The sequence below is a fragment of the Paragemmobacter ruber genome, assembly GCF_009908315.1.
GTDB classification, from domain to species: domain Bacteria; phylum Pseudomonadota; class Alphaproteobacteria; order Rhodobacterales; family Rhodobacteraceae; genus Paragemmobacter; species Paragemmobacter ruber.
Window position 1 is genome coordinate 85,116 of sequence record NZ_JAAATW010000005.1, and the last position, 24,056, is coordinate 109,171.

Genomic DNA, 24,056 nt, shown 5'->3' on the forward strand with positions numbered 1-24,056 from the left:
GCGCATGTTCAACTTCCTTGTCACGCAGTCGCTGCGCAACCGCCTGTTCGTGCTGGCAATTGCCGCCGTCATGGTCCTTTACGGCGCCCTGACCGTCACCCGTCTGCCAGTGGACGTGTTCCCCGACCTGAACCGCCCGACAGTCACCATCATGACCGAAGCCGAGGGGCTCGCCCCTCCGGAAGTGGAGCAGCTGGTCACATACCCACTGGAAACCCAGATGAACGGCCTGCCGGGCGTCACCCGGGTGCGGTCGACCTCGGGAGTGGGGCTGTCCATCGTCTATGTCGAGTTCGACTGGAACACTGACATCTATCGCAACCGCCAGCAGATCGCCGAGCGTCTGACCCTTGTGCAGGCACAATTGCCGCAAGGGGTGGTCCCGCAAATGGGACCGATCGCGTCGATCATGGGCCAGATCATGCTGATCGCCGTGACCGGCCCCGACAATGTCACTCCGATGGAATTGCGCGAACTCGCCGATTTCACCATCCGGCCGCGGCTGCTTACAATTCCGGGTGTAGCGAACGTCATCCCGATCGGCGGCGAGGTTCGCCAATACCGCGTTGCACCCAATCCGGCGGCGATGCGCGCTTTTGGCGTGACCTATGAGGATGTCGAGACTGCACTGACCGGGTTCGGGGCAAACACGGGTGGCGGCTTCGCTGATCAGTACGGGCGCGAATTCCTGATCCGAAACATTGGCCGGACGCAAAGCCTCGAGGATCTCGGCAGTCTGGTAGTGGCCTCGGTCGAGGGACAACCGGTTGCCCTGGATCAGGTGGCCGAGGTGAGCTTCGCCCCACGAACCAAGCGGGGCGATGCCGGCTTCATGGGTGACGATGCAGTCATTGTGTCGGTCGAAAAACAGCCTGACGTCGATTCCATCGAGCTGACAATTCAGGTCGAGGCAGCACTTGCCGAGATGACGGCCGCGCTGCCCGACGGGGTGAAAGCAGACAACATCCTGTTCCGGCAGGCAACCTTCATCGAGACATCGATCAGCAACGTTCAGAAGGTGCTTCTGGAGGCCATCGCCGTGGTTGCGGTGGTGCTGTTCCTCTTTCTTCTGAACCTGCGCACCACGATCATTTCGCTGACCGCAATTCCGGTGTCGATCCTGGTCACGGCGATCATTTTCTACTGGATGGGCCTGTCGATCAACACAATGACCTTGGGAGGCTTGGCCATCGCCATTGGTGAACTGGTCGACGATGCCGTGGTGGACGTTGAGAACATTTTCCGCCGCCTGCGCGAGAATCGCGAGAAGGGCAACCCGCGGTCGGTGTTCGACGTGGTCGTGTCGGCCAGCCAAGAGGTGCGGTCTGGCATTGTCTACGCGACGATGACCATTGTTCTAGTGTTCGTGCCGCTCTTCGCTCTCTCCGGCATCGAAGGGCGTCTTTTCGCACCACTGGGGCAGGCCTACATCATCTCGATCCTCGCCAGCCTGGTTGTCTCGATCACCCTGACCCCTGTGATGGCATATTACATGCTGCCGGGGCTGAAGCGGCTGGACGAGCACGAAGGCATGGTCGTCCGCGTCCTGAAACGTGGCAACCGACGGCTGCTGGACTGGTCCTTTGCCCATCCGCGCCTGCTGGTCACCGGAGTCTTTGCTGCGGTCATCACGGCGGGCAGCTTTGCCACGCAATTGCCCCGCGCCTTCCTGCCACCCTTTAACGAGGGCACGCTGACGATCAGCATGCTGTTCAACCCCGGCATCTCGCTTGAGGAATCGCAGCGTATCGGCCTCGTTGCCGAACGCCTTATCCTGGAAGTGCCCGAGGTTGTGCTGGTTGGTCGTCGCACTGGGCGGGCGGAACTGGACGAACATGCCGAAGGCGTCCATTCGTCCGAGGTCGAGGTGGAACTGGCCAAGGACGGCCGCCCGAAGGCAGAGATCGAGGCCGACATCCGCGCGCGCCTGTCGGTGCTGCCAGTGACCACGAACATCGGCCAGCCGATCTCGCACCGATTGGACCACATGCTGTCGGGCGTCCGCGCGCAGATCGCATTGAAAATCTTTGGCGAAGACCTCGATACCATGCGAGCCTTGGCCGAAGAGTTTCGCGTGGCCTTGGCCGAGATTCCCGGGGTTGTCGACCTCCAGGTCGAAAAGCAGGTCCGCATCCCACAGCTTGAGATCATCGTCGACTACGGGCGCGCCGCGCTCTACGGTCTGCAACCTGCGGCCGTCACCGAACAGCTTGAACAACTTTCGAATGGCCGCATCGTGTCGCGCATTGTCGACGGCAATCGCCGCTTCGATGTGGTGTTGCGGCTACAAGACGAGGAGCGCACGACACGCGGGCTCGGCGATCTGTTGATCGAGACTCCCAGTGGCTGGATCCCCGTCAGCCAGATCGCGGACATTGTCGAAACCGACGGCCCGAACCAGATCCTGCGGGAAAACGGCAAGCGGCGTCTGGTTGTGCTGGCGAACTCGGACGGGCAGACCGACATGGCGCAGATCGTGGAGCAGATCCGCGCCGTTATGGCAGCCAAGGATTTGCCGACCGGCTTCTTTGCCACGCTGGAAGGCACGTTCCAGGCGCAGGAAGAATCGATGCGCACGATCGGCCTGTTGTCGATCCTGTCACTCGCGATGATCTTCGCCATTCTCTATAGCCGGTACCGTTCTCCTTTGTTCGTGGGGATCATCATGGCCTCAGTGCCGCTGGCGTTGATCGGCAGCGTGGCGGCCTTGTGGTGGGCGGGGCAGCCTTTGTCGGTGGCGTCCATGGTGGGTTTCATTACCCTGACCGGCATTGCCACGCGCAACGGTATTCTGAAGATCAGCCACTACATCAACCTTGCGATCCACGAAGACATGCCCTTCGGACGCGAACTTGTGATGCGCGGCAGTCTGGAACGTCTGACACCAGTCCTGATGACCGCACTCTCTGCGGGCGTGGCGCTGGTGCCGCTGATGCTGGGGGCGGATGCGCCGGGAAAGGAGATCCTGCACCCCGTCGCCATCACCATCTTCGGCGGCCTGGTCACTGCGACTCTGCTCGACACCGTGCTGACGCCCACCCTGTTCCTGCGCTATGGCCGCGCCCCGCTGGAGCGTCTGGTGGCGCAGGCGCGGGCTGAGGCCGCCAGACAGTCGGACACCACGGGGCGCGCGCCCACCCTTGAAGCCTTCTGATCAACGGAGACGAAACATGAGTTTCCCCAAACTCTCACGCCGGGTAAGCTTGGCTGTCATTGGGTCGCTGTTCGCAGTCGCTGCCCATGCGCATGAACCGCGTCCAGGCCCGAACGGTGGCTGGAAGGTTGATGCCGGTGCCTGGCACGCAGAATTGGTGGCCGATGGCACCACCACCGTGGTCGTTCACCTGTTCGACGCCGGGGATCGGCCGGTGTCGGCCGAAGGTTGGAGCGCAAACGCCATTCTTCTGGTCGACGGTGCCGCGCAACGGTTCGACCTCGCGCCCGACGCGGATGGGCGGCTTACGGGCACCGCTGCAGTTGCCGTACCAAAGGACGTCAAGGGCGCCATCCAATTGGCAGCGCCAGACGGAACTACGGCGCAGGCGAAGTACTAGCGCAAGCAGGTCTTTCTGGGCGTCTTGCGAAGACCGTGATCCGCGGCGGGCGTAGCAGTTTCGGTTGATGGCTACGTTCACGGCAAATCCATTTGTAGAAGCAACGGGTTTGAGTGAGATTGCCCGTATGGGCAGTGTCACACGCGCACTCTTTTCGCTGGTTATCGCCGTCGCGCTTCTTGCGACCGTGATTTCTCAGCCTGCGACTGCCGTGGAGGCGGAAGTGGCCATGGCTTCGATGCCTTGCTGCGATGATGATTGTCCGCAAGATCCAGCTTGTGACATGGCCTGCATGGTGATGATGCGCTGTGCGACCGGAAGCGTGGGATTGTGTCGCGTTGCTCTTAAAGGGGCTCTGCCTCAATCTGTGTGGCGGAGGGGCAGCATTCTTGCCCTCAACAGTTCTGGCCCGGCTCGGCCGTACATGGCGCGTTTGAGGGTCTTCAGACGATTAATCTGACCTTCTGCTTGGCCGTTGCTCCAGGGCATCTCGATAGCGTTTTTTACCGCATCGAAATCCCGGTTCAATGTGCGTGCGAAGCGCACGATGGGCGCCAGGTCGGTTTCGATCGCGTCGTCGATCCATGCAGGGAGCGGGTCTGCCTCGCGGCCACGCAGGATACCGTTGAACCGCATGACGAGGCAGCGCATCGTTGCGAAGGCGGGAGAGCCAGCCTTGAGCGCGTCGACCTTCCGCGCCTGATCCGGGGTGAGTTTTCCGCGGGGTTTGATACACAGCGCTGCTGCGATGACCGGGGAGATCGCGTGCCCCGTTTCCGGGTCCCGGACCGGTTCCAGGATCTGGTGCTCCAAGGCAGGGCCCTTCGCTTGCTTTTCGGCTCTGCGCCACCCCGCCAGCAGCCGCTGCAAATGCGTCGGGCTCCCCTCGTAGCCACGCTCTCGGATCAGACGGAACAGGGCGCTTCCAGTTCGAATTCCGCCCTTCCAGCTTTGGCTCAGGAACTCTTCAAAGTACCACGGCGAAGTCGGCTTCAAAGCTGCCCGCCTGCGGTCCGGCGGCGTCTCGAACTGCAGCCATTTCGCGATGCTGCGACGAGGGAACCCTGTTCGCCGCCCAATCTCGCTGCAGGTAAGCCCCTGATTTCGAAGCGCATGGATGGTGGTGAAAATCTCTTCCCGAGACGTCCTGTGCGCAAGGCGGGACTTCAGAAGGCTTCCCTCTGCGGTGATATTGTCGGCGTCGGACAGCAGCGCCCTGCCGGTCGCACGGCCGTGAAGGTTCATCTGCTCCTCGATAGCCTGCCGCAGGTTCTGCACGATATGAAACCGGTCGGCGACCTGTTCCGCTTGCGGCGCGCCTTGCCGGGCAGCCTGGGCGTAGAGACCGCAGCGATCTCTGCTGATCACTTCCACCTCGGGATGTCGTTTCAGCCAGTCGGTGCAGGTGACCACATCACGATCTTCGAGAACATCGATGACCGCGCGACGCTCCAGATCGACAATGATCGTGCCGTAGGTCTGCGACTTCCGCCAGCTCCAGTCGTCGATCCCGATGACGGTCGGCGGCTCGGCAGTGTCTTGAGCACGGTTCTTCAGCTGCCTAAGCACCGTGTCATCACTGACCCCAAGGCCCAAGCGGTGCAAGAGCCGCTCGGCAGGCCGCCCGCCGGTCGCGTGCCCAAGATGGCTGACAATTTCCCCGACACGCGAAGTGCGCCGCGCAAAAGGACGCGCAATCGAGCCGATCTGGTCCGAGAAAGTCCGGCGCGGGCAGGCGGGTGCCAAACATCGCCAACGGCAAACCCAGAGGGTTACCGTAACCCCGTCACCATGGGCGGGATAATCCTGCAGCCGCCTACGCCGCCAGCCGTGACGACGTCGCGATTGCAATCCACAGTCTGGGCAGATGCCGTTTGGTGTCAGACTGCCGGATACAGTCCACCCGCCGGAATCGCGCCGCTCAACGCTTTGAACGGAAACATCGCTCCCGGGCGACCAGTGCTTCCTTGAAATCACCACTATCCCTCCTGAATCTTCCCGTTCTCAGGATAGTGCGCCACACAGATTGAGGCAGAGCCTATTTAACGGCAACGCGACACATCGACCGTCGAAGATCTTTTTGGGAAGACCTACGGAGACCTGGAATCGGATGAAGAGAAAGCGAGGTACGCGGTCCCCAAGCTTGAGGCGACTCTGCGACAATGGATGGACGGCGCACCACTGAATGAAATTCAGCCGACAATATCACCTAAAGGCGCCGCGGCGGAGTTTTCGCCCGACGCACGTAAGTTTGTCATCCGCATGGTCCCTGACTTGGCACATGTGATGGGTTTGCCGTCACGAATAATGCAGATGTTCACGCGAGGAGGGTCTGAGCCCAATACGGCTGAGGGTGCCGGTGCTCTTCTACTCGCACATGTTTGCGTGCGACGCGGGCTTCGAGACGCAGAGATGGCAGCGTTTTCGATGTTGGGAGGAGCATTAAATCGAAGGGCAGTCCATCGGGCGTTTGAAGAGATACGTCCGCATGTGGCTGAAGGGGAAAGTAGCGAGACCATAGAAGGCCTGAGGGAAAGGGTTCGGGCGGCGAGAGCTCTTAAGGAGGCGATAGATGCATTTTCAGAAATAGACCCGGGTCCATTCGACGCCACTTCGATGTAACAACAAAGCGTGATGGTAGCAAAACGGACGCATCAATTGTCGGCTCTTCCCTCTAACTCCCTCACGCTACTTCCTTTACCAAAGCCATCAAGTCAGCATAGCTAGTGACGACACCATATTTGACGCGATCCTCGTTGATCCTCCGGCCGATTTCATCAAAGAACTTTCTGGCGCACTTGATCTTGGTCTGCTCCAATTCCCGCATCTTCATCGACGGCTGATCGGATTTGGTTTCAGCCACAAAGTAGAGGTGCCTCACGCCCCCTTCTCTGAAGGCAATGGCCCAGTCGGGGTTGTAGTCGCCGACCGGTGTGGGGATGAGGAACCCTCGGGGTAGCTTGGAATAGACCACTACTTCGGTGCTGGTGTCGAGATCACGGACGAAGTCTCGCTCAACCTTCGAGTCAACGATTGCAAAGTCGTAAACGTGATTCTTGAGTTTGTCGGTCGCCTTCTTGAAGTCATTTCCCGTCTCGCCAGCGGTGAACAGTTCGGCATCATATCTGTCTTCCGTGGCGTCGTAGGTCAGCCGTTCAATGACCGCGATGGCCTTTTGTTCTTGGATCAGGTGCGAGGCATCGGCGATGAACTGCTCAGGGTTTTTTGCAAACTCCCCAAACTTGGCGGCCTGAATGCCGGTTAGGATGTCACCCACGGTTTTGCGGGTCAGGTCTGTGTTTTCTGCAATCGCCCCGATGACATCATAGGACACCCGAGAGTGGGCGCTCTTTCCCGTCTCGGTCCGAACCTTGCCTTGGACGAAGGCCTCACCCGTACGCAGGCGGTCATCCGTTACAGCGTCTTCCAACGCCCCTTCGGTAACCAGATACTGCAGTGGCGTCACCCTCAGGTCGCGCTCTAGCCGGTCGATGCAGCTTCGGACCAATGCGGCGCTTTCAAATTCGACCTGGTAGACGGCCTTGCGGTTGATCCGGCGCCAGAGTTCTTGAAACTCCTTGCGGTGGAAATTGTCGTTCAGGGGGTTCTTTTTAGGTTTGCGCCCGTCGCTGAACATTTCTTCGACCGCGCGCCCGTTGAACACCGTGTCGATCAGGGCCAACACAGCCTCACGATGCGGTTCCAGCTCTTCGGGCAGGGCCTCGATGGCATCGGCCTTGCGGGCCTCATGATAGGCCGCTGTGATGTGGCCATCCTCATCCACGAAGTCGTTTTTGATCAGGAAACGTTCCAGTTTTTTGGCCAGAGCCTTGTCCAGCACCAGCTCTTGATCCTCTGTCTTCAGGGTCTTGCCGGCGAAGTATTCGGCGTCCGCCTGCCTCGGGCGGGTAGATAGGTTCTCGACGATCTCTTTCTGGAGCGCAGCAACAAAGCCTTTGTAGCTCTCGGACGCAACCACCGTGAGGACATTGATGTCATGCACCGTCACGGGATGGCCCATCCGCTCGCCATTTCGGTTCACGGCGATGCGCAACCCGCGCCCCACCTCTTGGCGGCGGGAGATCGTGTTCTGGCTGTCATTATGCTTGAGCATGCACATCACGAAAACATTGGGGTTGTCCCAACCTTCGCGTAGGGCGGAGTGTGAAAAGATGAACCGAGTGGGTTCCTCAAACGACAACAGCAGCTCTTTGTGTTTCAGGATCAGGTCGTAGTCGCTAGGCTCAGTGGATTGGCCTGCCATCTCACCCCGTGCCGCAGCCTTGGGGTCGGTCATCCGTCCCTTCTTGTCGATCGAGAAGTAGCCGCGATGGGTTTTGCCCACTTCGATCCCCTCGAGGTACTTTCGGTATTCAACGTTCTCTAGCGGCAACTCGCCCAGCAGCGCCTCGACCGCCTGCGCATATTCCTCTTCGAAAATTCGGGCATATTCGCCTTGCTCATCGGGCGCATCGTAATCGCGATACTTCACCACCTCGTCGATGAAGAACAGCGACAGCACCTTGACCCCACGCGCGAACAGCACCTGTTCGCGCTCCAGATGCGCCGAAATCGTCTCGCGGATCTGTATCCGGCGGATATCCTTCTCGGTTACATCGCCCGAGGCCTCGCCGGCACGTAGGACGTCGCCATTCGTGAAATGCACCGTGTCATCGCGGGCATCGATGTTGGCCACCACGAAGCCCCGATACACCTCCAGCCCCTTGGACAGATCGAAAAGGTTGCGTCCCTGTTCCAGCTTGCGGGTCATGCGTTTGATCCCGTTGTCCGTCTTCACCTCCAGGTCGACAAAGGCCACCGGGGCGGCAGATGTCACATCGACCCGGTGCAGAAACAGATACGGGTTCGTCCCACTCAGCCCCTTGGTTTCCACCCCCCGCACGCGGATTTTCTTGACCAGTTTCTGGTTGAACGCATCCACCGCGTCCAGGCGATGCACCTTGTTATGGACGGTCTTGTGCGTCGCCGAATAGCGCAGGATGAACAGAGGGTTGAACTTGGGTAGGCTTTCCTGGGTCGCGGGCCCTTCCATCTTTTGTGGCTCGTCCAAGATCAGGATCGGGCGGTTTTTGGCGATCACGTCGATCGGGCGTCGGGACTGGAAGTCGTCCAGTTCATCGTAAATCCGCCGGTTATCCGCCCCAGTGGCCGCAAAGGCCTGGACGTTGATCACCATCACGTTGATGCCCGCGTCCGAGGAAAAGCTTTCCAGCTCATGCAGCCGCTTGGAGTTATAGACGAACGCCCGCAGCTTCTTCCCGTACTCTTGCTGGAAATGCTCAGCCGTCATCTGGATCGACTTGGCAACGCCTTCGCGGATGGCGACGCTGGGCACCATGATGATGAACTTCGACCAGCCAAACCGCTTGTGCAGCTCGAACATGGTGCTCAGGTAGACATAGGTCTTGCCCGTGCCGGTCTCCATCTCGATGTCCAAGTTCACCCGTGCGCCGGGGTTATAGCTGCGCGGCTTGGCTTTGCCCTTGTCGTCCACATAGGAGGTCAGGCTTTCGGACAGCGGTAGCAGAGCGCGACGTTGCACCTTGTGGATATTGCCAAGCAGGTCCAGGCTTTGCAGCAGCTCCGCATTGCCGAAGCCTGCGATCTCCATCCGCGCCTGGGGACCAGCGCCGGGGTCGATGGTATAGCGCAGCGCATCTTGCCGGGGCTGGCCGTCGAAGCAATCGACCACGGCATCGACCGCCTGCGCCTGATAGGGCTGCGACTTGAACTTTATCTTCATGGCTGTCGCTTTCTTAAATCGAGCGCTTCTTGCGTAGTTTCTTTCGTACGATGTCCCCGGTTCATTCGCTCAGCTTCCAGGCCGGGGCAGGCTTCGAACCAGCGTTGAAAATTACACCCTTCCGCCGCAAGCCGCTGAGAAGATTGCCAATTTTGTTGGCTTTCTGAGCCTCATCCAAGGCATCGCTCAGCTTGTCCCACAGCAGGTCATCAACGTCCTTTCGTGAGGCAGTGCCGAACTCTCTTAAATACTGCACCAGCATATCGGCATAGTGCTGGTCATCGAAGGCCCGGGTCTTGATGTAGGCCGCCTTCTTGCCCGAGGCGGCAGCGACGGTCGATGACACGCGATACCGCGGCCTGCGCCCCTCGATCAGTCCCTTGCGCTTTAGCACCCGGACCGCCTCGTCCGGCACCTCTAGCCCCTTTTGCACCCGGTCCAGGGCCAGCACATCTGCCAGCTTCAGACCGCCATGCTCCATCAGCACGCGAGTGTAGGCCGGATCGACCACCCCGCCATACAAGGTCATCACGACGGCATCCCCTGCCACTTCGTAGTCCGGCATCGGGAGGTAGCGCCTGCGCTGCATCTCATACATGCGCTGAATGCCGTAACCCATCTGATCGATCATGTTCAGCTCGACCATGGCCTGCACCAGGTAGGGGTTCCGATAGCCCCTTGGTGTCTTGTCGCCTCGCACGTAGTCTTCCGGCGCCCCTTCGTAGAAATGCCCCGCGTTCTCGAAAACCAAGCGATCCGGTCGCTCGGTCACGATGATCCGCTGGTTCTGCCGGTAGTCCTGGTGGGCGATGCAGTTGTGCAGCGCTTCCAACACCACCTTCTGATCGTATTTCGACACTTCATGCGGCAGCAGCTCGTCATCGGGCAACAGCCGCAGCTGGATGTTGCGGATGCGCTGATACAGTTGCGAGGTCGACAGCAGGAACGGTGGCCCGAAGTGTTCGTAGGCCGTTTCCTGCCCGACCAGCTTCCATGTGATCTGGGCGGGGTGGGGTGACAGCAGATAGGCGCTCTCTGCACGCCCCAAGAGCAGCAGCGCGGTGCGCGTCACCTGTCCGCGTTGCGTGACCTTGGCGCGGTCCAGAAGGGTCGCCACCGGCCAGCCGCGCACCTCCTCTGCGTCGATCCTGTTCTGATGCTTCAGCGCAAAGTCACGGCGCGCGCGCTCCACCGCTTGCGGGTCCAGATCGTCCAGCGTGGCGCCGTCCACGACCTGTGCGCTCCAATCGCCCTGCAGGGTCTGGTTGCGGATTTCATCCTGTTTCACAAACCCAAGCGCAGTCACGCTTTCACCCGCCCGCGCATAGGTCTGCCCTTGCCACGCTATGGGAATACCCCTTGGGGCAGGCGGGATTTCCAGCATGACAACGCGCTTGCCGTCCACATCCACCTCGTGGATCTGACGGAACGTCGTGCTGGGGTCAGCCCCATGGGCGATCTGGTGCTTCAACCCGTCCAGCCGCTCCCGCTCGGGCCGATAACTCGTGCCCACGACATCACGGGTCTTGTTGTTCACTCCGAACACCAGCCAGCCCGCATCGGCGTCGCGCAGGTTCGCTTCGTTCGCCAGCGCCGAGAAGTAGCGCCCGATCCTGTCGGTGTCGTAATCGTTCGACGCCTCCTTGAACTCGACCACCTCGTTTTCCCAAGTGGCGATCAAGTCTGTCAGTTTCTGGCGCAGCGCGGTTGGGTCCATCAGATCGCCTTGACGTCGGTGTCGGGCGAAAGGGATTTGAAGATCTGCTTCACATTGATCTTGGTCGCGTCGTCCTTGAAGCCCGTGTCCTTGAACACCACGCGCAGGGGTTTGCGGGTGGCGAGCGTCTTGACCAGCGCCTCGTCCACGCCGTTGTCGAAACAGGCGATCAGGGCCGTGCCTGCGACGGTGAAGACGGTCTTGCCCTCCAGCGTCTCCCGCGTGATGGGCAGGGTCAGGTCAACGCCCCAGTCGAGCAGTACCTGGAACAGCAGGTCTTCGGCCGTGCGGCCCTGTTTGATGTTGTCCACGCGCAACAGCAGGTCGGCCTGTGTGGTGGCGTCGGGGGTGTAATAGACGTCGGCCATGTTCGAGCTGTCGATTTTCAGCACGCGAAAGCCCACATCCCGATTCCAGTCGTCCGAAACGCCGGAAGACAACACAGCCGCGCCAGCGCGGCGGATGCGTTCCTTCGATACTTCAGACAACACCAGTGGCCTATCAAGCTTCTTCATCAGCTTAATCGCAGCCTGAACGGTCTTCTTTGCAGTTCCGGTCGTGTTACGTTCTGCGTCTTCGAGGCTCTCTGGTAGCTGCACCATGATAAATCGGTGATTGCTTCCATAGGTAGCGTTAGCTCTAAGAACAGCCTCAGCGGTGCTGGCTGAACCCGCAAAGAAATCCATGATGATCCCAGAACGATCATTCGGGGTTACGTATTCGATCAATCTTGCAAGCTCGTCATGGTCTTTCGGGTTCGTAAAGACTTTGCCCTCCATTAGCTTTCGCAAGTATTTAACAGACACTTGGGATTGCTTGTAGAAATAGGACCCGCGAACCTGAGTTGCAAATTCAGCGTCTTCGGTTTCGTCTTCTTCGTCCGTTTCCGAATCTTGATCGTCCAGCTGATCCTCTGCTTCACCGGGTGCAGGGCGAATGTGGGCCTTGCGGAAGGGTGGCTCTGTGTGGTCTTCACGAAACTCGACTAAACCAAGTTTGATTTGCCTTTGCATCTCGTCTGGCGAAGCATAGATCCAGCCGCGTTCTGGAACGGCACAAGGCTGCTTAGTTACTGGATGGATTACATCATACCGAGGGCCATCGCCGCCCGGCCATGAGATATCACGATCACGCCAAGGGCCATACTTATCCACACGCTTGTATCGCGCCCACTTCTTTGCAGGGTGACCTTTGGGCAGGTCGGAATACCATTGCGTTAAGCTCGTTTCGATGGTCTTGAAGTCGTCACCGTGTATAGCTCGCAGCCTCGTGAATTCGTCCCAGATATCACGGGCACCGGGCTTCTCTTCACGCCAAGACTCGTTTCTCTCTCTCAGCTTGGTGACGTTCTTTCCGAAAACCAGCATGTATTCGTGGCCAACCGAGAAGAACTTGGCATCGTTCTTCCGACCTTTTTCCCAAGTAAGCTGAGCGACAAAATTGCGCTCGCCAAAGACTTCGTCCAAAAGTTTACGCAGGGCTGCTTGTTCATAGTCGTCGATGCTGACAAGGATGATACCCTCATCCATCAATAGACGTTTTGCCACAGACAAGCGGGAATACATCATCGACATCCAGTCAGAATGATACCGCCCTCTGGTTTCGGGGTTTGATACAAGTTGCCCACCTTGAGCGTCGCGTTCGCCCGCCTTTTCTTCTTGTTCTTTTTGGCTACTCGCGAAGTTGTCTTTATAGATGAAGTCCTTCCCCGTATTGTAGGGCGGGTCGATATAGATCATCTTGACCTTGCCCAAATACGTCTCTTGCAGCAGCTTCAGTGCCTCAAGATTATCGCCTTCGATGAACAGGTTGCGGGTGGTGTCGAAATCTACCGACTCCGGCCGTACGGGCCGCAGGGTTTTCGCTATCGGCGCATTGGCCGTGATCAGCGCCTGCCGCTTGCCCGGCCAGTCCAGATGATACCGCTCTTGCGGACCATCCACGATGCTGTCCGACAGCTCCTGCCGCAGCAGGTCGAAGTCGATCATTCGGCGCAGGGTGCCGTCTGGCCCCTTGGCCTCGGTCACGCAACCGGGGAACAGGGCTGCAATGCGGTCGACATTCTGCGCCGTCAGGTCGGGGCTGTGCATCTTCAGTTTCTCGATGTCGTCGGTCATCCCGCGCCCCCGTTTTTCAAGTACTCGAATTCTGCCTGTGCCTTGGCCAGTTGGCCGTGCAAGGTCAGTTTGATGTTGAACTGTGTCTCGCGCTGCATCTTGGTTTGCAGAGCGTTGATTTCTTTCTCTTTTGCCCTGATTGCGGCCGCGCGCGCAAGGCGCGTTTCCACATCCTCGCCCGCCTGAGCCGTCACGGGGATGAAGGGGGCCAGCATACCGTCGTAAAGCGCCCTCATGTTCACTGCGACAGGCAGGGGTGCGCGGCTGGTGGTACGGGGCGCGCGCAGGGGATCGTGGATCACCCATTTGCCGGCCTCGGCCCCAGACGGGCGCTTGTAGGCGGCGGCGGGCTCCACCTGCGCGCCGTGGTAGATCTCGAAGATCAGCGGAAAGGGAATCGCCCGGTCGATCGCGCGCAGGACATCGTCATGGATGCTATCGCCCTTGGGCGTCAGGTGAATGACCTGAATTTCCGGCACGGCCTTGGTGGCGGGCAGGTTCAGGGTTTCGGGGGCAAGTTTGTGCGCCCAAAGGATCTGGTCCACTTCGCGCGTGAACCGCTCGCGCAGGGCGGTACTGGCGCCAGCTCCGTCATAGATGCGGGTCTTGGGGATGACGCGCTTGAGTGCCGTCTGGGGCGGGTAGTGGTACAGCGTCATGGGTCGCGGACCACGATGAAGGCGATAAGCTCGAAATCCTGCAGCCCCGCGATGGTCTGGGTCAGCGCCGTGGTGTGCCCGCCCGAAAATAGGCTGTCTAGGTCGCGCTCTTCCTTCACCTCGATCATCGAGCGGATGGCGTCGTTCAGCAGGGTTGAATAGGTGTCCATCCTGCGCCCGTCCTGCGTCTCCGCGTTGAAGGCGGCGCAAAGGTCGCGGATGGGCTGCGTGACCCCCTTGCATCCGGTGCGCACCAGATCGAGCAGGCGTTTTACCTGCGTCTGGTCGGCGATGATCTGGCCGCTCTGGCTGATGTAGATCAGGTAATAGGGGTGCAGGCGGTTCATCTGGTTGATGTTCACGCTGTCATGGATATTGCGCAGCGCAAAGATGACGCCCGCGTGCAGGCCACGTGCCGGATCCGACGGGATGACCGTGTGCAACCCATGGGGCATGCGCGGCAGGTCTTCGTGGGTTTTCAGGTAGTTGAGAAGGTCCATCCGGAAATCGTTGAGGCCAAGGTCGGTGATGGAAATGCCGGTCTTGACGTCTTCGAGCTCGATCACCTCGTTCTGGAGGCGCTGAAGCTGGTCCTTGCGATAGGCCACGTCGCTGCTCTTGGCGGTCAGCACGTTGTCCTCACCGGTGCCCGCCATATCGACGATGTGCATGCGGTTTTCGACCCGCTCCTTGAGGTTGATGTACTCGTCCAGGCTGATGTCCGGCCAGTAATTGGACAGCTGGATTTGGGTGTTGGGTGACCCGATGCGGTCGATCCGGCCAAAGCGCTGGACGATGCGGACGGGGTTCCAGTGGATGTCGTAGTTGATCAGGTAGTCACAGTCCTGGAGGTTCTGGCCTTCGGATATGCAGTCGGTCCCGATCAGGATGTCCAGCACGGCGGGATCATCCGGCATGATCTTGTCCTTCTCCTTGGCGCGTGGAGAAAAGAGGGTCAGGACGGACTGGAAGTCGTAGAATTTCTTGAGCGTCGTCTTGGGGTTGCCGGAGCCGGTGACGATACCGGTGTGGACGTTCTGCGCCCTTGCGAAATGCGGGGCGAGTTGGTCGAAGAGGTAATTCGCAGTGTCTGCATAGGCAGTGAATACGATCACCTTGCGATTGCCGGGATTCAGGGGGTTGGCCATCTTGCCCGCGATTTCCGCGATCAGATGCTGCAGTTTCGCATCGTCGCCAGGGGTGACGCGCTCCATCTCGCCTATCAGGCCGTCGATGATGATCTTGTCGACGGACAGCTCCTGTTTCCAGGCCGTGATGTCCATGTCGGCGAGGTCAATCTTGATCTTCTTGCCGACAGAGAAATCGGCGAAATCCTCGTCCTCATCCGCGATGGCCTCGAGGTCAATATCCAAGTCTTCCACCGTCGCCGCCCCGCCCGAGGCTTCAAACCGCGCAATCGCATCGAGTGTGCGACCGATGTTCCCGGACAAGGCCCCAAGGGTCATCCGGAAGGCATGGACAGAGCTTTCCAAGCGCTTGAGCAGGTTGGTGGTCATCAGCGCCTGAAGGCTTTTCTCACGGTCCGCCTGTTTCAGCGTGCCTTTGCCACCCTCTGTCTTGGTGTCGTAGAGATCTTCATACTTCTTCAACCGACTGGGCTGGATATAATTGACCGGCGCATAGACGGCCATTTTCAGATCACTGAGCCTCGAAAAGATCTTGTTGAAGCCTATGACATCTGGCCGCTGGGTGATCGGTAGATGGTGTGACAGGGGCTTTAGTCGAGCCGGGAATTTCCCGATATCGGCTGTGTCATAGAAGGTCTCGATATGCTTGCGTGAACGGGCGATGGTGACCGCATCGAGGAGCTCGAAGAAGTCGAAATCCAATGATCTCAGGATTGCCGCTGGGGTACGTTTTTCGGGCGGTAGGTTGGACCATGCGTTGAACGCGGTCTGCGCACGACGGAAGATTTCCTCGACACTTGTCTTGGTCTTGAGGTTTTTGCTCAGTGCGTCGGAGTGCCCCTCATACGCAAGGGCCAGCTGGTTGCGAAGATCGGTGAACCGGTTGTTCACTGGAGTTGCAGAAAGCATCAGGACTTTGGTTTTCACCCCAGCCTTGATGACCTTGTTCATCAGGCGCTGATACCGGGTCTCGCGGTCCTTGTAGACGTCATTGTTTCGGAAGTTGTGGGACTCATCGATTACCACAAGATCGTAGTTTCCCCAGTTCACCCGGTCCAGGCGCATGCCGAAGGACTCGCCAGATGTGCGCGACAGGTCGGTGTGGCACAACACGTCGTAGCGGAAGCGATCCTTGGCAAAGATGTTGGTTGTCAGATTGGCGTTATAGTTGCGCCAGTTGTCCGCTAGCTTTTTGGGACAAAGAACCAGCACATCCTTGTTGCGCAACTCATAGTATTTGATCACCGCCAAGGCTGTGAACGTCTTCCCCAAGCCGACCGAATCCGCAAGGATGCAGCCGTTGTAGGTCTCAAGCTTGTTGATCACCCCAACGGCAGCGTCGCGCTGGTAATTGAAGAGCTTCTGCCAGACGAGGCTTTCTAGATAACCCGTTTTGTCCTTGGGCAGAACATCCTCGTCGATCTCGCTCAGGAAATCACTGAACAGGTTATAGAGGATCAGGAAGTACACACGTTCGGCTGGATTCTCCTGATAAACTGACTCGATATGCTCCAACACCTCGGCCGTCACATCGCGAAGCTTCTCCTGATCGTGCCAGATCTGATCGAAGAGGTTCAGGTAGGTCTGCGCAAACTGCGGTTCATCCATTACCTGTGTGTAACTGGATACCGCATCTCCACGCTGATACCCAAGATCAACAGCGGTGAAGCCCGAAAGGGGCATGTAGGCTGTCTCGGTTCCTGACTTTTGAATATGGGCGAATTGCTGCATGGGCGCGGCGGTCGCGTTCGATTTGAACCGCGCTTTTTTACGGATCCACTCGGCACACTCGCGCGCGACGGCACGCTGAGTCATCTTGTTGCGGAGCTGGATCTCGAATTCACTGCCGGATAGAGTCCCTTCCGAACGCGCCAGTGGGATAAAAAACTCGCGTCGTTCTTTCTTGAGGCGATCGACCGCGCCGTTTGGGACGAAGGTCGGCGAGGTAAAGATGAATTCGAATTCTTTCAGCCTGCCCAGCTCAGATTTCAGGGCATCAAAGGCATAAATTGAAAAACACGCAGCCGCGATACGGCACTTCGAAGCCCCTGCTAGCTCTCGCTTCATGTCATCGCCCAAAAGGGTCGTGGTGTTATCGACAATCCGCAAGAGTTCCCCCCCTTATGATGCAGAGCTAAAGCCTCAACACCCTACTGTGACAGTCGTGATGTGCAACGCCTTCACAGCATCCCATCGATCGATCTCACAAACCCGTTCCGATTAGAGTTGCGGGGCAAGCAGATTAGTACGCTCCTTGGCCTTTTGGTGATGCGTGACGTTCTCGCGCGCCTTCGACGAGCGGTATGCTTGCCGTCGTGCAGCCCATGTCGGCAAGGAAGCTGACAAGGCCGACAATGGTCTTGAAGTCACGCAGCTTGAGGAGGCTTCGGCTCGTGACCAGCATCTTGTCGGGCCGCCCATCCGATGCAATGGCCCGGATAACCCAAACACCGTACCAGCTGTTGTGGCGCTTCTCTGCACCCTCCTTGCAAACCACTTCGATGACGTAGCCCTCGGTCAAGAGGCCACGTAGCCCGTCTTCTGTGACCACATTCGGTGTTTCGTCCATCGTGGCCATGCGGTGTAGGTTCTTCTTCTGCCAGAGGAACGGATTGAGGCAGACAAGATCACAAGCCAGATGACGATACAACATAAATGAAGACAAAAAGACACCTACGACCTTATATCCCCAATGCGATGGATGACGCCGTCACCAAGCGCTGTGTCCAAGCATCACCACGGACGCCAGTATCATTACCGTTGCGATAGTATATTTTCGTATGTATGCTAGGTGAAGATCGCCGAGGGTCTTTGCCATGCGTGTCCAAGTCAAAAACCTCCTGAAGGTCGCCTTGCCGGCTCTCGCCTTGGCCGGTCCGATATCTCCGACGCAAGCAAGCGCCCAAACCTATCCGATCGACTGCGCCATCCTGTTGTGCCTGTCCGGCGGGTGGCCAGCTTCCGTGCCATGCGCCCGGGCGCGGGCCGAGTTCATCCGGCGCATCACACCTTGGCCGGTGGAGCCGCCGCTCCAGATCTGGCGCTGCCCGATGGGTGCCTCTTTCGATGGACCTGCCAGGTCGCGGCCGACGGACCGGCTCATCGATGTGCTGTTCCACGGCGCTGAGACGCGACCCAACTTTTCTTCCCCAGTCCTTGACCATGCCGCTCTCGGTGATGACAGGCTCGATGTCGAAGGCCTGAACGCCACTTGGGGCAACTTGGTGATGGCTGATTACGCCCTTCATCTCGCCCAAGACCGCGCCGACATCGACATCAGCGGGCCTGAGTTCAACTTCGTGCGCTCTATTCGTGTGTTCGATGTCCGTCACGCATGGCAACGGGAATCCGGCCAAGACGGAGACTGCAACCGGAGCGCGACGGTCGTACTCGGCTCCTACGGCACACAGGGCGACTTTTCGTGGAGCGCATCTTCACCCGCAGCGCTCCCTGCTGCGCATGTCGGTCTCGAGGGATGGGGCGAGCACTGCCCGGGGATCTGGCACAGATCCGTCTTTGTGGAGTGGCGCGATTACAGCGGGACTTACGGCTTCGAGCAGGTCAATTACTGACGCTGCGCTGCTGCGAGGCAGGGCGGGCTCACGAACGAATTGACCCGGTACCACACGCACCAGCGGTGGCATATGGTCTGAGCCCGTGAAGCCCGTTGTCGTCCATGTCAGTCGCCGAGACAGGGCAGCTGCGTGAGAGACGCGAAGTCGATCTCGGCTTTGTCGGCGTCGCAAAGATCCGGGCAAAGCTTCGAAACGCGCTGTGGCCCGTGCGCGTCCCAACGGACTGCAAGCGCGCCTGTGTTCCAGCGATAAACCCAACCGACAATACTGCTCTGATCGGCTGCAATCAAATTGGCGATTGCAACGGCTTCGACCATATCTTCCTTCACTGGCTACCGACCTTCTAGAATTGGGCTGTGCGGATTGCAGCCCCGCCTTCCTTGGGCACGTGCTGCAGCGGCATGCTGGGTTTCCTGGAAATGGGTTGGGTGTTCGGCTTTGCGGCACCGGCACTCACGCCGGGAGGCGTCATATGTTTGGCGCGCGATGCACGGACCGGCTCAAATCCGATGGTCGGACTCCGTGGCGCCTTCAACGATCGCCAAAACCTCGAATGGGTCAAAGCCAATGGCGCGGGCGAGGACGACCAGTTCGACGACGTCGATCCGGCGCTGGCCGCTTTCAATGCGCGCCACGAGGGATTGATGGCACTTGAGCTTTGCCGCCAGCTCTTCTTGACCGAGACCTGCCTTGATGCGGGCCTCGACAAGAGCCTTGCAGAGGGCAACCTGTCCCGTGCTTCTGATTGTTCTCGCCACGCGCCACACACCTTTTGTGACGTCGCTAGCGGAGGAAATCTGTTATCTAAAAAGTAGATAAGTGAGGGTGTTATCGGCGTCGGGGTTCCATGGGGTGCGAGTCTGATGCTCCCCTCGAAGCCCATCAATCCCCTACCATTTGCAGGAACCGACCATACTCCTCGCTGACCTCCCGCGCTTCCTCGAAAGCGCGGGCGCGCTCGCTGTCGAGACAGCGGAAGTAGCGCTGGATGTCCTCGATGTAGGTTTCGAAATCGCCCCGAATGAGGTCGGCATAGTCACGTGCCGCTTGCGAATCGCTGGGGAGGAAGGGACGGGGCGGCGCGAGGCAGGACGCCGCCACACCAGCTCCCGGGAGGCAGGCAAGAATGACCATAGCTTGCAAGCCGATTGGGCCCGTCAACCTTGGGTTTCTCAAACCTGTTATCTCCTTGAACGCGGAGGTGGACCGTGGCTACTGTTTGCGTGCCAAGCTACAGCAAGGGCATGATATTATATCTTGCCGCTGATAATATAGTATCGTAACTCTGGGCTTCAAGTGGGAATGCCTTGGGTTGCGCCATCGAAGAAAGCGTGAGCCGGGCCATGAGCTGGGACATCGAAGCACCAAATGTGGTTACGGAAGCGCGCTTCCGCGAGCTCGTGGAGCGCGGATACAGCGCAGAAATCCTGTGCCAGGAGACGGCACATCAGAAAGGCCCGAGCTATTACGGGGTCTGGATCATGCGCGTTGTCTCCGACGAGGGCGTCGAAAAGCTTCTCGTCACGGCCCGCACCAGAACGACCTACAACGACATCAAGATCCGTGAGTTCAAGACGGTCTCCGGCGTGGTGTCCTTCTTCCTGGGCCTCGGCTTTACGCATGTCGACCTGCCCCTCGTCGCAGGCACAAGCCGGAGCCACAAGCTGGCCCCGTCGGCCACGGCCCCGACAGACAAAGCCGCGTCAGACAAGAGCGCTGACAGCTAACCTCTTCTGCCTCTGGCTGCTGGCCACACCGGCCGCGGCGCAGATGGTCCTGGTGATGGAGAGCGACGGCTCTCTCACCCCCTCCCGCTCACAAGACAGCTTCGCGCGCCATTATCAGGATGGGTTTGCCGTGGGCCCAGGGAACCGGGGCTTGACGATCCTTGGGACGGCAGATGCTTCGGGAGATCCCGACACCGATCCTTCTGCAGGTGTTGAACGGCCCCGCGCTTTGCCAAGCCCCGAGGTGCTGGCGGCTATCGAAGCGACGGGGCTGCGCTATGCCAGCCATCCCGGCCTGCGCCGCGCCACGCTCTCCGTGACCGACTGGCTCCTGCTCTACCGGGCCAACATCGAGGTCGAAAGCGCCTACCGGCAGGAGGCGATCTCGACCGCCGGTGCGATCGGACTGGGTCAGCTCATGCCCGAGACGGCAGAAGAGCTCGGCGTCGACCCGACCGACCCCTTCGAGAACCTCGACGGCTCGGCCCGTTACCTCGCCTTGATGCTGCGGGAATTCGGCAATCCGCAGCTGGCGCTCGCCGCCTACAACGCCGGACCCGCCGCGGTGCGCCGCTATGGCGGCATTCCCCCCTACCCGGAAACCCAGAACCACGTGGCCCGTGTCCTCGCCGTCGTGGCCCGATTGGAAGGATCAGATTCATGAGACCGATTTCCACCCTCCTGACCGTTACCCTTGCGCTCCTCCTAGTCGTGGCAGGACCTGCTCTCGCCCAGAGCATCGACCTCTCCCCGATCCAGAGCTTGTTGCAGGGCATCGTCGATGCGCTGACCGGCCCGCTTGGCGTTGTCATCGCGACGCTGGCCGTGCTCGGGGTCTTTCTCAGCTGGTTTTTCAACATCATCGATCTGCGCCAGGCGCTTTGGGTGCTTGTCGGCATCGCAGGTGTTGCGGCAGCCCCCACCATCGTTGCTGCGGTCTTTGCCGGTGGCTGAACGCTCGCCCCTCTTTCTAGGGCTCGTGCGCCCGCCGAAGCTCCTCGGCCTGCCCATCATGTATGCGATGGTCTGGCTCTTCGGCTCGGTGCTTCTCTTCGTCTGGGTCCAGCATATTGCGGTGCTGGGTGTGGCCGGCCTGCTATATCCCGTGCTTTGGAAAGCGGCCGATTGGGACCCGCGCTTCATCGACGTGATGATGACGTCGCTGCAGGAGACACCGCCCACGCGCAACCGCTCCATCCACGGTGGGGACAGCTATGCCCCGTGATGACGCCCGTGATGCAGCGCTCGACGCCCCGGTTGATCCCCGCACGATGACGCCAGAGTGGTATGCGCGGGAGACCCGCCTCGCGCATATGCTGCCCTATGTGAGCCTCGTCGATGACCAGACCGTGCGCACCCGGGTCAACGAGCTCTTCCGTTGCATCCGGCTCGAGGGGATCAACAGCTACACGACGGACGATGCCTATCTCGACAAGGTGACGGCGCTCTTTGCCCGCATCGTCGCGCAGCTCGGGCCGGAATTCAGCTATTACGTCCACAAGGTCTCCAAGGCCATCAAACCGGATCTCGACCCGATCCGTGAGGACAGCTTCGCAGGTGAGGTCGACCGGCGCTGGCGCGCGAAACTCGCGACCAGCGGGCTGCGCGACAAGACGCTGACGCTCACCGTCATTCACCGCCCACCCCCCAAAAGCCTCCTACCGTTCCTCAGCCGCAGCGCACCGGACCGCCTGAGAGAGGAGACCCGCAAACGCCTGCAGCGCCTGGGCGAGGCTGTGAACGTCTTCCTCTCGGGCCTCACCGAGCTCAAGCCGCGGCTCCTCTCGGCCGCATCGGGGGAGTTGGTGGGGTTTCTGGGCGCGCTGAACACGGGCACCGAGCTGCCGCTCTACCCGGCGAACACCTACGGCTTTTTGTCCTTCAACGTCGCCAATACCCGCGTGACGTTTCATGGCGATCATTTCGAGCTCTCGGAAGGCGTCGTGGGCCATCGCTACGGCAAGAGCTTTACCATCGGCGAATATTCCGAAGGCACCTCCTGCACCATGTTCGACATGCTGAACCTGCCGGTCGACATGATTGTCACCCAGTCCTTCACGCCGATCAATTCGAACCTCATGGCGGGCCGCATCAAGCGGCAAAAGCGGCAGATGCAGGCGAGCCAGGACGCCGCCCTCTCGCTCATGGAAGCCCTCGACATCGCCGCCGATGATCTCGAAGCCAAGCGCCAGAGCTTCGGCGAGCACCATATGGTCGTGACGCTCTTTTGCGACACGCTCGAAGAGCTGCAAACCCTGAGCGCCGAGATCGTGAACGCCGCCGCGACCGAAGGCGTGAAGATGATCGGCGAGCGGATCGCGGCCAAGGCGCATTACCTGAGCCAGCATCCCGGCAACCAGCCCAAGCGCGTCCGCGCGAGTGCCGTCACCAATCGCAACTTCGCGGATTTCGCGGCATTCCACCGGACGCAGCTCGGCAAACCCGCGGGACTTACCCCCTGGGGCCGGGTCATCACCTATCTGCCCACGCCGGAGCAGAGCGCCTACCGATTTTCCTATCACGAGCAGGGCTCGCCCGACAAAGAACCCACGAGCGGGCATACCCTTATCATGGGACGGCCCGGCTCGGGCAAATCGGTGCTCTCGGCATTTCTGATGACCCAGGCCCGTCGTGCGGGCGCCCGGATCTTCGTCTTCGACTACCGCCTCGGCATGGAGATGGCCGTCCGCGCCAATGGCGGGCGCTACGCCTCCCTGAAAGCCGGTCAGCCCACGGGCCTCAACCCCCTCTGGACCGAGACCGATGCGCGCGGCACGGCCTGGCTCTCGGACTGGCTCACAACGCTGCTCTACCGCGCCGACAAGCCCCTGACCCCGGCACAGACCAACCGCATCCAGGAGGTCGTGCGCCAGAACGCGCAGGCGACCAACCCCGCCTTGCGGAACTGGCGGGATTTCGCGTCGCTGTTCGTCTCCACCGATGATGGCGGCGATCTGCACCAGCGCCTCCTCGAATGGACCGAGGACGGCCGCTATGGCTGGATCTTCGGGCAGAGCCTCGAGGACACCTTCTCGCTTAAAGGCGATGTCGTGGGCTTCGATCTCACCGGCATCCTCGACAGCGAGGCCGACAAGGAGCGGATGGCGGTCCTCTCCTATCTCTTCCGCCGGGTCGAGCGGGAGATCGAGGACCGCCGCCCCACCATCATCGTGATCGACGAGGCCTGGAAGGCGCTCGACAACGCGTATTTCGCCGAGCGGCTGTCGAACTGGCTGGTGACCGCGCGCAAACAGAACACCGTCGCGGTGATGATGACGCAATACGCCAGCCAGCTCGAGCGCACCCGGACCGGCAAGACCATCGTCGAGGCGGTGCCAACGCAGATCCTGCTCCCCAATATCCGCGCCAGTGCCTCGGACTACGCCATGCTGAACCTTACGGAGAAGGAGCTCGACGTCCTTCTCAACACGGGCAGCAGCAGCCGCCTGGCGCTGATCCGCGACGATCAGGGCTCGATCGTCGTCGATGCCGATCTGAGCGCGCTTGGTCCCACGCTCACCATCCTCGGCGGCATGGAGAAAGGCGAGGCACTCGTCGGCGCCGATTACCGCGACCGCCCGGACTTCTGGAGACTTTCATGATCCGTATTCTCCTGTCCCTGGCAGCCCTCGGCCTGCTCGCCTCCTGTGCGCAGTACCGCGAGCCGCGGGCCAACTGCTTTTCCTTTCTCGCCTCGACAGGTGCTGCGGGCGCGACAGCCCCGGATTGCAACTTCGCGCCGCTTGGGGCGGCGGAGGGCGGCATTGACGTCTAGGCTCCCCCATCTCCTCGCGT

At 60.0% G+C, this 24,056-nt stretch carries 19 protein-coding genes; 9 read left to right on the forward strand and 10 right to left on the reverse strand.

What is annotated here, in order from left to right; genetic code table 11:
• The first annotated feature begins 4 nt into the window (after positions 1-4).
• Both GU920_RS17970 and GU920_RS17975 read left to right on the forward strand, forming a co-directional pair.
• Complete coding sequence (locus GU920_RS17970) at positions 5-3,154, forward strand: efflux RND transporter permease subunit (protein WP_161768487.1); 3,150 nt, start codon at positions 5-7, stop codon at positions 3,152-3,154.
• 16 nt (positions 3,155-3,170) lie between these two features.
• A complete protein-coding gene (locus tag GU920_RS17975; RefSeq protein WP_161768488.1) occupies positions 3,171-3,554 on the forward strand; it encodes a hypothetical protein in 384 nt (127 codons plus the stop codon).
• Between the two features lie 360 nt (positions 3,555-3,914).
• Here GU920_RS17975 and GU920_RS17980 read toward each other — a convergent pair whose 3' ends face one another.
• The 7 genes from GU920_RS17980 to GU920_RS18010 form a co-directional block, all read right to left on the reverse strand.
• Positions 3,915-5,531, reverse strand: coding sequence for an ISL3 family transposase (locus tag GU920_RS17980; RefSeq protein ID WP_434622679.1), 1,617 nt, complete (start codon positions 5,529-5,531; stop codon positions 3,915-3,917).
• A 706-nt stretch (positions 5,532-6,237) separates the two neighbouring features.
• Positions 6,238-9,318: a type III restriction-modification system endonuclease gene (locus tag GU920_RS17985; protein WP_161768489.1), complete on the reverse strand. Its 3,081-nt coding sequence runs from the start codon at positions 9,316-9,318 to the stop codon at positions 6,238-6,240.
• A 61-nt stretch (positions 9,319-9,379) separates the two neighbouring features.
• Positions 9,380-11,035 (reverse strand): RNA-binding domain-containing protein, encoded by a 1,656-nt coding sequence (locus tag GU920_RS17990; RefSeq protein ID WP_161768490.1) that lies wholly within the window; start codon positions 11,033-11,035, stop codon positions 9,380-9,382.
• Positions 11,035-13,152 carry a site-specific DNA-methyltransferase gene (locus tag GU920_RS17995; protein WP_201744234.1) on the reverse strand — a complete coding sequence of 706 codons (2,118 nt, stop codon included), beginning with the start codon at positions 13,150-13,152 and terminating at the stop codon, positions 11,035-11,037. Before GU920_RS17995 ends, GU920_RS17990 begins: the two co-directional genes overlap by 1 nt.
• The gene (locus GU920_RS18000; protein ID WP_161768491.1) at positions 13,149-13,811 is read right to left on the reverse strand and encodes a DUF4391 domain-containing protein; all 663 of its coding nucleotides are present in this window, start codon (positions 13,809-13,811) and stop codon (positions 13,149-13,151) included. The genes GU920_RS17995 and GU920_RS18000 overlap by 4 nt, the downstream gene beginning before the upstream one ends.
• Positions 13,808-17,068 carry a helicase-related protein gene (locus GU920_RS18005; RefSeq protein ID WP_161768492.1) on the reverse strand — a complete coding sequence of 1,087 codons (3,261 nt, stop codon included), beginning with the start codon at positions 17,066-17,068 and terminating at the stop codon, positions 13,808-13,810. Before GU920_RS18005 ends, GU920_RS18000 begins: the two co-directional genes overlap by 4 nt.
• A gap of 133 nt (positions 17,069-17,201) precedes the next feature.
• On the reverse strand, positions 17,202-17,537 hold the full coding sequence (locus tag GU920_RS18010) for a hypothetical protein (RefSeq protein WP_235933397.1): 336 nt from the start codon (positions 17,535-17,537) through the stop codon (positions 17,202-17,204).
• 238 nt (positions 17,538-17,775) lie between these two features.
• On the opposite strand from GU920_RS18010, the gene GU920_RS18015 reads away from it, so the two are divergent.
• Positions 17,776-18,531: a hypothetical protein gene (locus GU920_RS18015; protein ID WP_161768493.1), complete on the forward strand. Its 756-nt coding sequence runs from the start codon at positions 17,776-17,778 to the stop codon at positions 18,529-18,531.
• Positions 18,532-18,638: 107 nt separating this feature from the next.
• Here the strand turns inward: GU920_RS18015 and GU920_RS18020 are convergent, their stop codons facing one another.
• The 3 genes from GU920_RS18020 to GU920_RS18030 all read right to left on the reverse strand — a co-directional run bounded on the left by GU920_RS18020 (position 18,639) and on the right by GU920_RS18030 (position 19,668).
• Entirely contained in the window at positions 18,639-18,863 is a 225-nt protein-coding gene (locus GU920_RS18020; protein WP_161768494.1) for a hypothetical protein, read from the reverse strand.
• A gap of 171 nt (positions 18,864-19,034) precedes the next feature.
• Complete coding sequence (locus tag GU920_RS18025) at positions 19,035-19,292, reverse strand: helix-turn-helix domain-containing protein (protein ID WP_035714657.1); 258 nt, start codon at positions 19,290-19,292, stop codon at positions 19,035-19,037.
• Between the two features lie 124 nt (positions 19,293-19,416).
• Complete coding sequence (locus GU920_RS18030) at positions 19,417-19,668, reverse strand: hypothetical protein (RefSeq protein ID WP_161768495.1); 252 nt, start codon at positions 19,666-19,668, stop codon at positions 19,417-19,419.
• A 209-nt stretch (positions 19,669-19,877) separates the two neighbouring features.
• On the opposite strand from GU920_RS18030, the gene GU920_RS18035 reads away from it, so the two are divergent.
• From GU920_RS18035 to GU920_RS19385, 6 genes are read left to right on the forward strand one after another with little or no spacing between them, the layout of a single operon-like run.
• A complete protein-coding gene (locus GU920_RS18035; RefSeq protein WP_161768496.1) occupies positions 19,878-20,261 on the forward strand; it encodes a hypothetical protein in 384 nt (127 codons plus the stop codon).
• A 43-nt stretch (positions 20,262-20,304) separates the two neighbouring features.
• Positions 20,305-20,925 (forward strand): lytic transglycosylase domain-containing protein, encoded by a 621-nt coding sequence (locus tag GU920_RS18040; RefSeq protein ID WP_161768497.1) that lies wholly within the window; start codon positions 20,305-20,307, stop codon positions 20,923-20,925.
• Positions 20,922-21,215: a TrbC/VirB2 family protein gene (locus GU920_RS18045; protein ID WP_161768498.1), complete on the forward strand. Its 294-nt coding sequence runs from the start codon at positions 20,922-20,924 to the stop codon at positions 21,213-21,215. Before GU920_RS18040 ends, GU920_RS18045 begins: the two co-directional genes overlap by 4 nt.
• Positions 21,208-21,486: a type IV secretion system protein VirB3 gene (locus tag GU920_RS18050; protein ID WP_131389993.1), complete on the forward strand. Its 279-nt coding sequence runs from the start codon at positions 21,208-21,210 to the stop codon at positions 21,484-21,486. Before GU920_RS18045 ends, GU920_RS18050 begins: the two co-directional genes overlap by 8 nt.
• On the forward strand, positions 21,476-23,863 hold the full coding sequence (locus GU920_RS18055; RefSeq protein WP_161768499.1) for a VirB4 family type IV secretion/conjugal transfer ATPase: 2,388 nt from the start codon (positions 21,476-21,478) through the stop codon (positions 23,861-23,863). The genes GU920_RS18050 and GU920_RS18055 overlap by 11 nt, the downstream gene beginning before the upstream one ends.
• Positions 23,860-24,036 carry a hypothetical protein gene (locus tag GU920_RS19385; RefSeq protein ID WP_201744235.1) on the forward strand — a complete coding sequence of 59 codons (177 nt, stop codon included), beginning with the start codon at positions 23,860-23,862 and terminating at the stop codon, positions 24,034-24,036. The genes GU920_RS18055 and GU920_RS19385 overlap by 4 nt, the downstream gene beginning before the upstream one ends.
• The last annotated feature ends 20 nt before the right edge of the window (positions 24,037-24,056 follow it).

Excerpts from the sequence above, each read along its gene's own strand:
- GU920_RS17970 (WP_161768487.1), top strand. The coding sequence starts at position 5 with ATGTTCAACTTCCTTGTCACGCAGTCGCTGCGCAACCGCCTGTTCGTG.
- GU920_RS17975 (WP_161768488.1), top strand. The coding sequence starts at position 3,171 with ATGAGTTTCCCCAAACTCTCACGCCGGGTAAGCTTGGCTGTCATTGGG.
- GU920_RS17985 (WP_161768489.1), bottom strand. The coding sequence starts at position 9,318 with ATGAAGATAAAGTTCAAGTCGCAGCCCTATCAGGCGCAGGCGGTCGAT.
- GU920_RS17990 (WP_161768490.1), bottom strand. The coding sequence starts at position 11,035 with ATGGACCCAACCGCGCTGCGCCAGAAACTGACAGACTTGATCGCCACT.
- GU920_RS17995 (WP_201744234.1), bottom strand. The coding sequence starts at position 13,152 with ATGACCGACGACATCGAGAAACTGAAGATGCACAGCCCCGACCTGACG.
- GU920_RS18000 (WP_161768491.1), bottom strand. The coding sequence starts at position 13,811 with ATGACGCTGTACCACTACCCGCCCCAGACGGCACTCAAGCGCGTCATC.
- GU920_RS18010 (WP_235933397.1), bottom strand. The coding sequence starts at position 17,537 with ATGGCCACGATGGACGAAACACCGAATGTGGTCACAGAAGACGGGCTA.
- GU920_RS18015 (WP_161768493.1), top strand. The coding sequence starts at position 17,776 with ATGCGTGTCCAAGTCAAAAACCTCCTGAAGGTCGCCTTGCCGGCTCTC.
- GU920_RS18030 (WP_161768495.1), bottom strand. The coding sequence starts at position 19,668 with ATGGTCATTCTTGCCTGCCTCCCGGGAGCTGGTGTGGCGGCGTCCTGC.
- GU920_RS18035 (WP_161768496.1), top strand. The coding sequence starts at position 19,878 with ATGAGCTGGGACATCGAAGCACCAAATGTGGTTACGGAAGCGCGCTTC.
- GU920_RS18040 (WP_161768497.1), top strand. The coding sequence starts at position 20,305 with ATGGTCCTGGTGATGGAGAGCGACGGCTCTCTCACCCCCTCCCGCTCA.
- GU920_RS18045 (WP_161768498.1), top strand. The coding sequence starts at position 20,922 with ATGAGACCGATTTCCACCCTCCTGACCGTTACCCTTGCGCTCCTCCTA.
- GU920_RS18055 (WP_161768499.1), top strand. The coding sequence starts at position 21,476 with ATGCCCCGTGATGACGCCCGTGATGCAGCGCTCGACGCCCCGGTTGAT.
- GU920_RS19385 (WP_201744235.1), top strand. The coding sequence starts at position 23,860 with ATGATCCGTATTCTCCTGTCCCTGGCAGCCCTCGGCCTGCTCGCCTCC.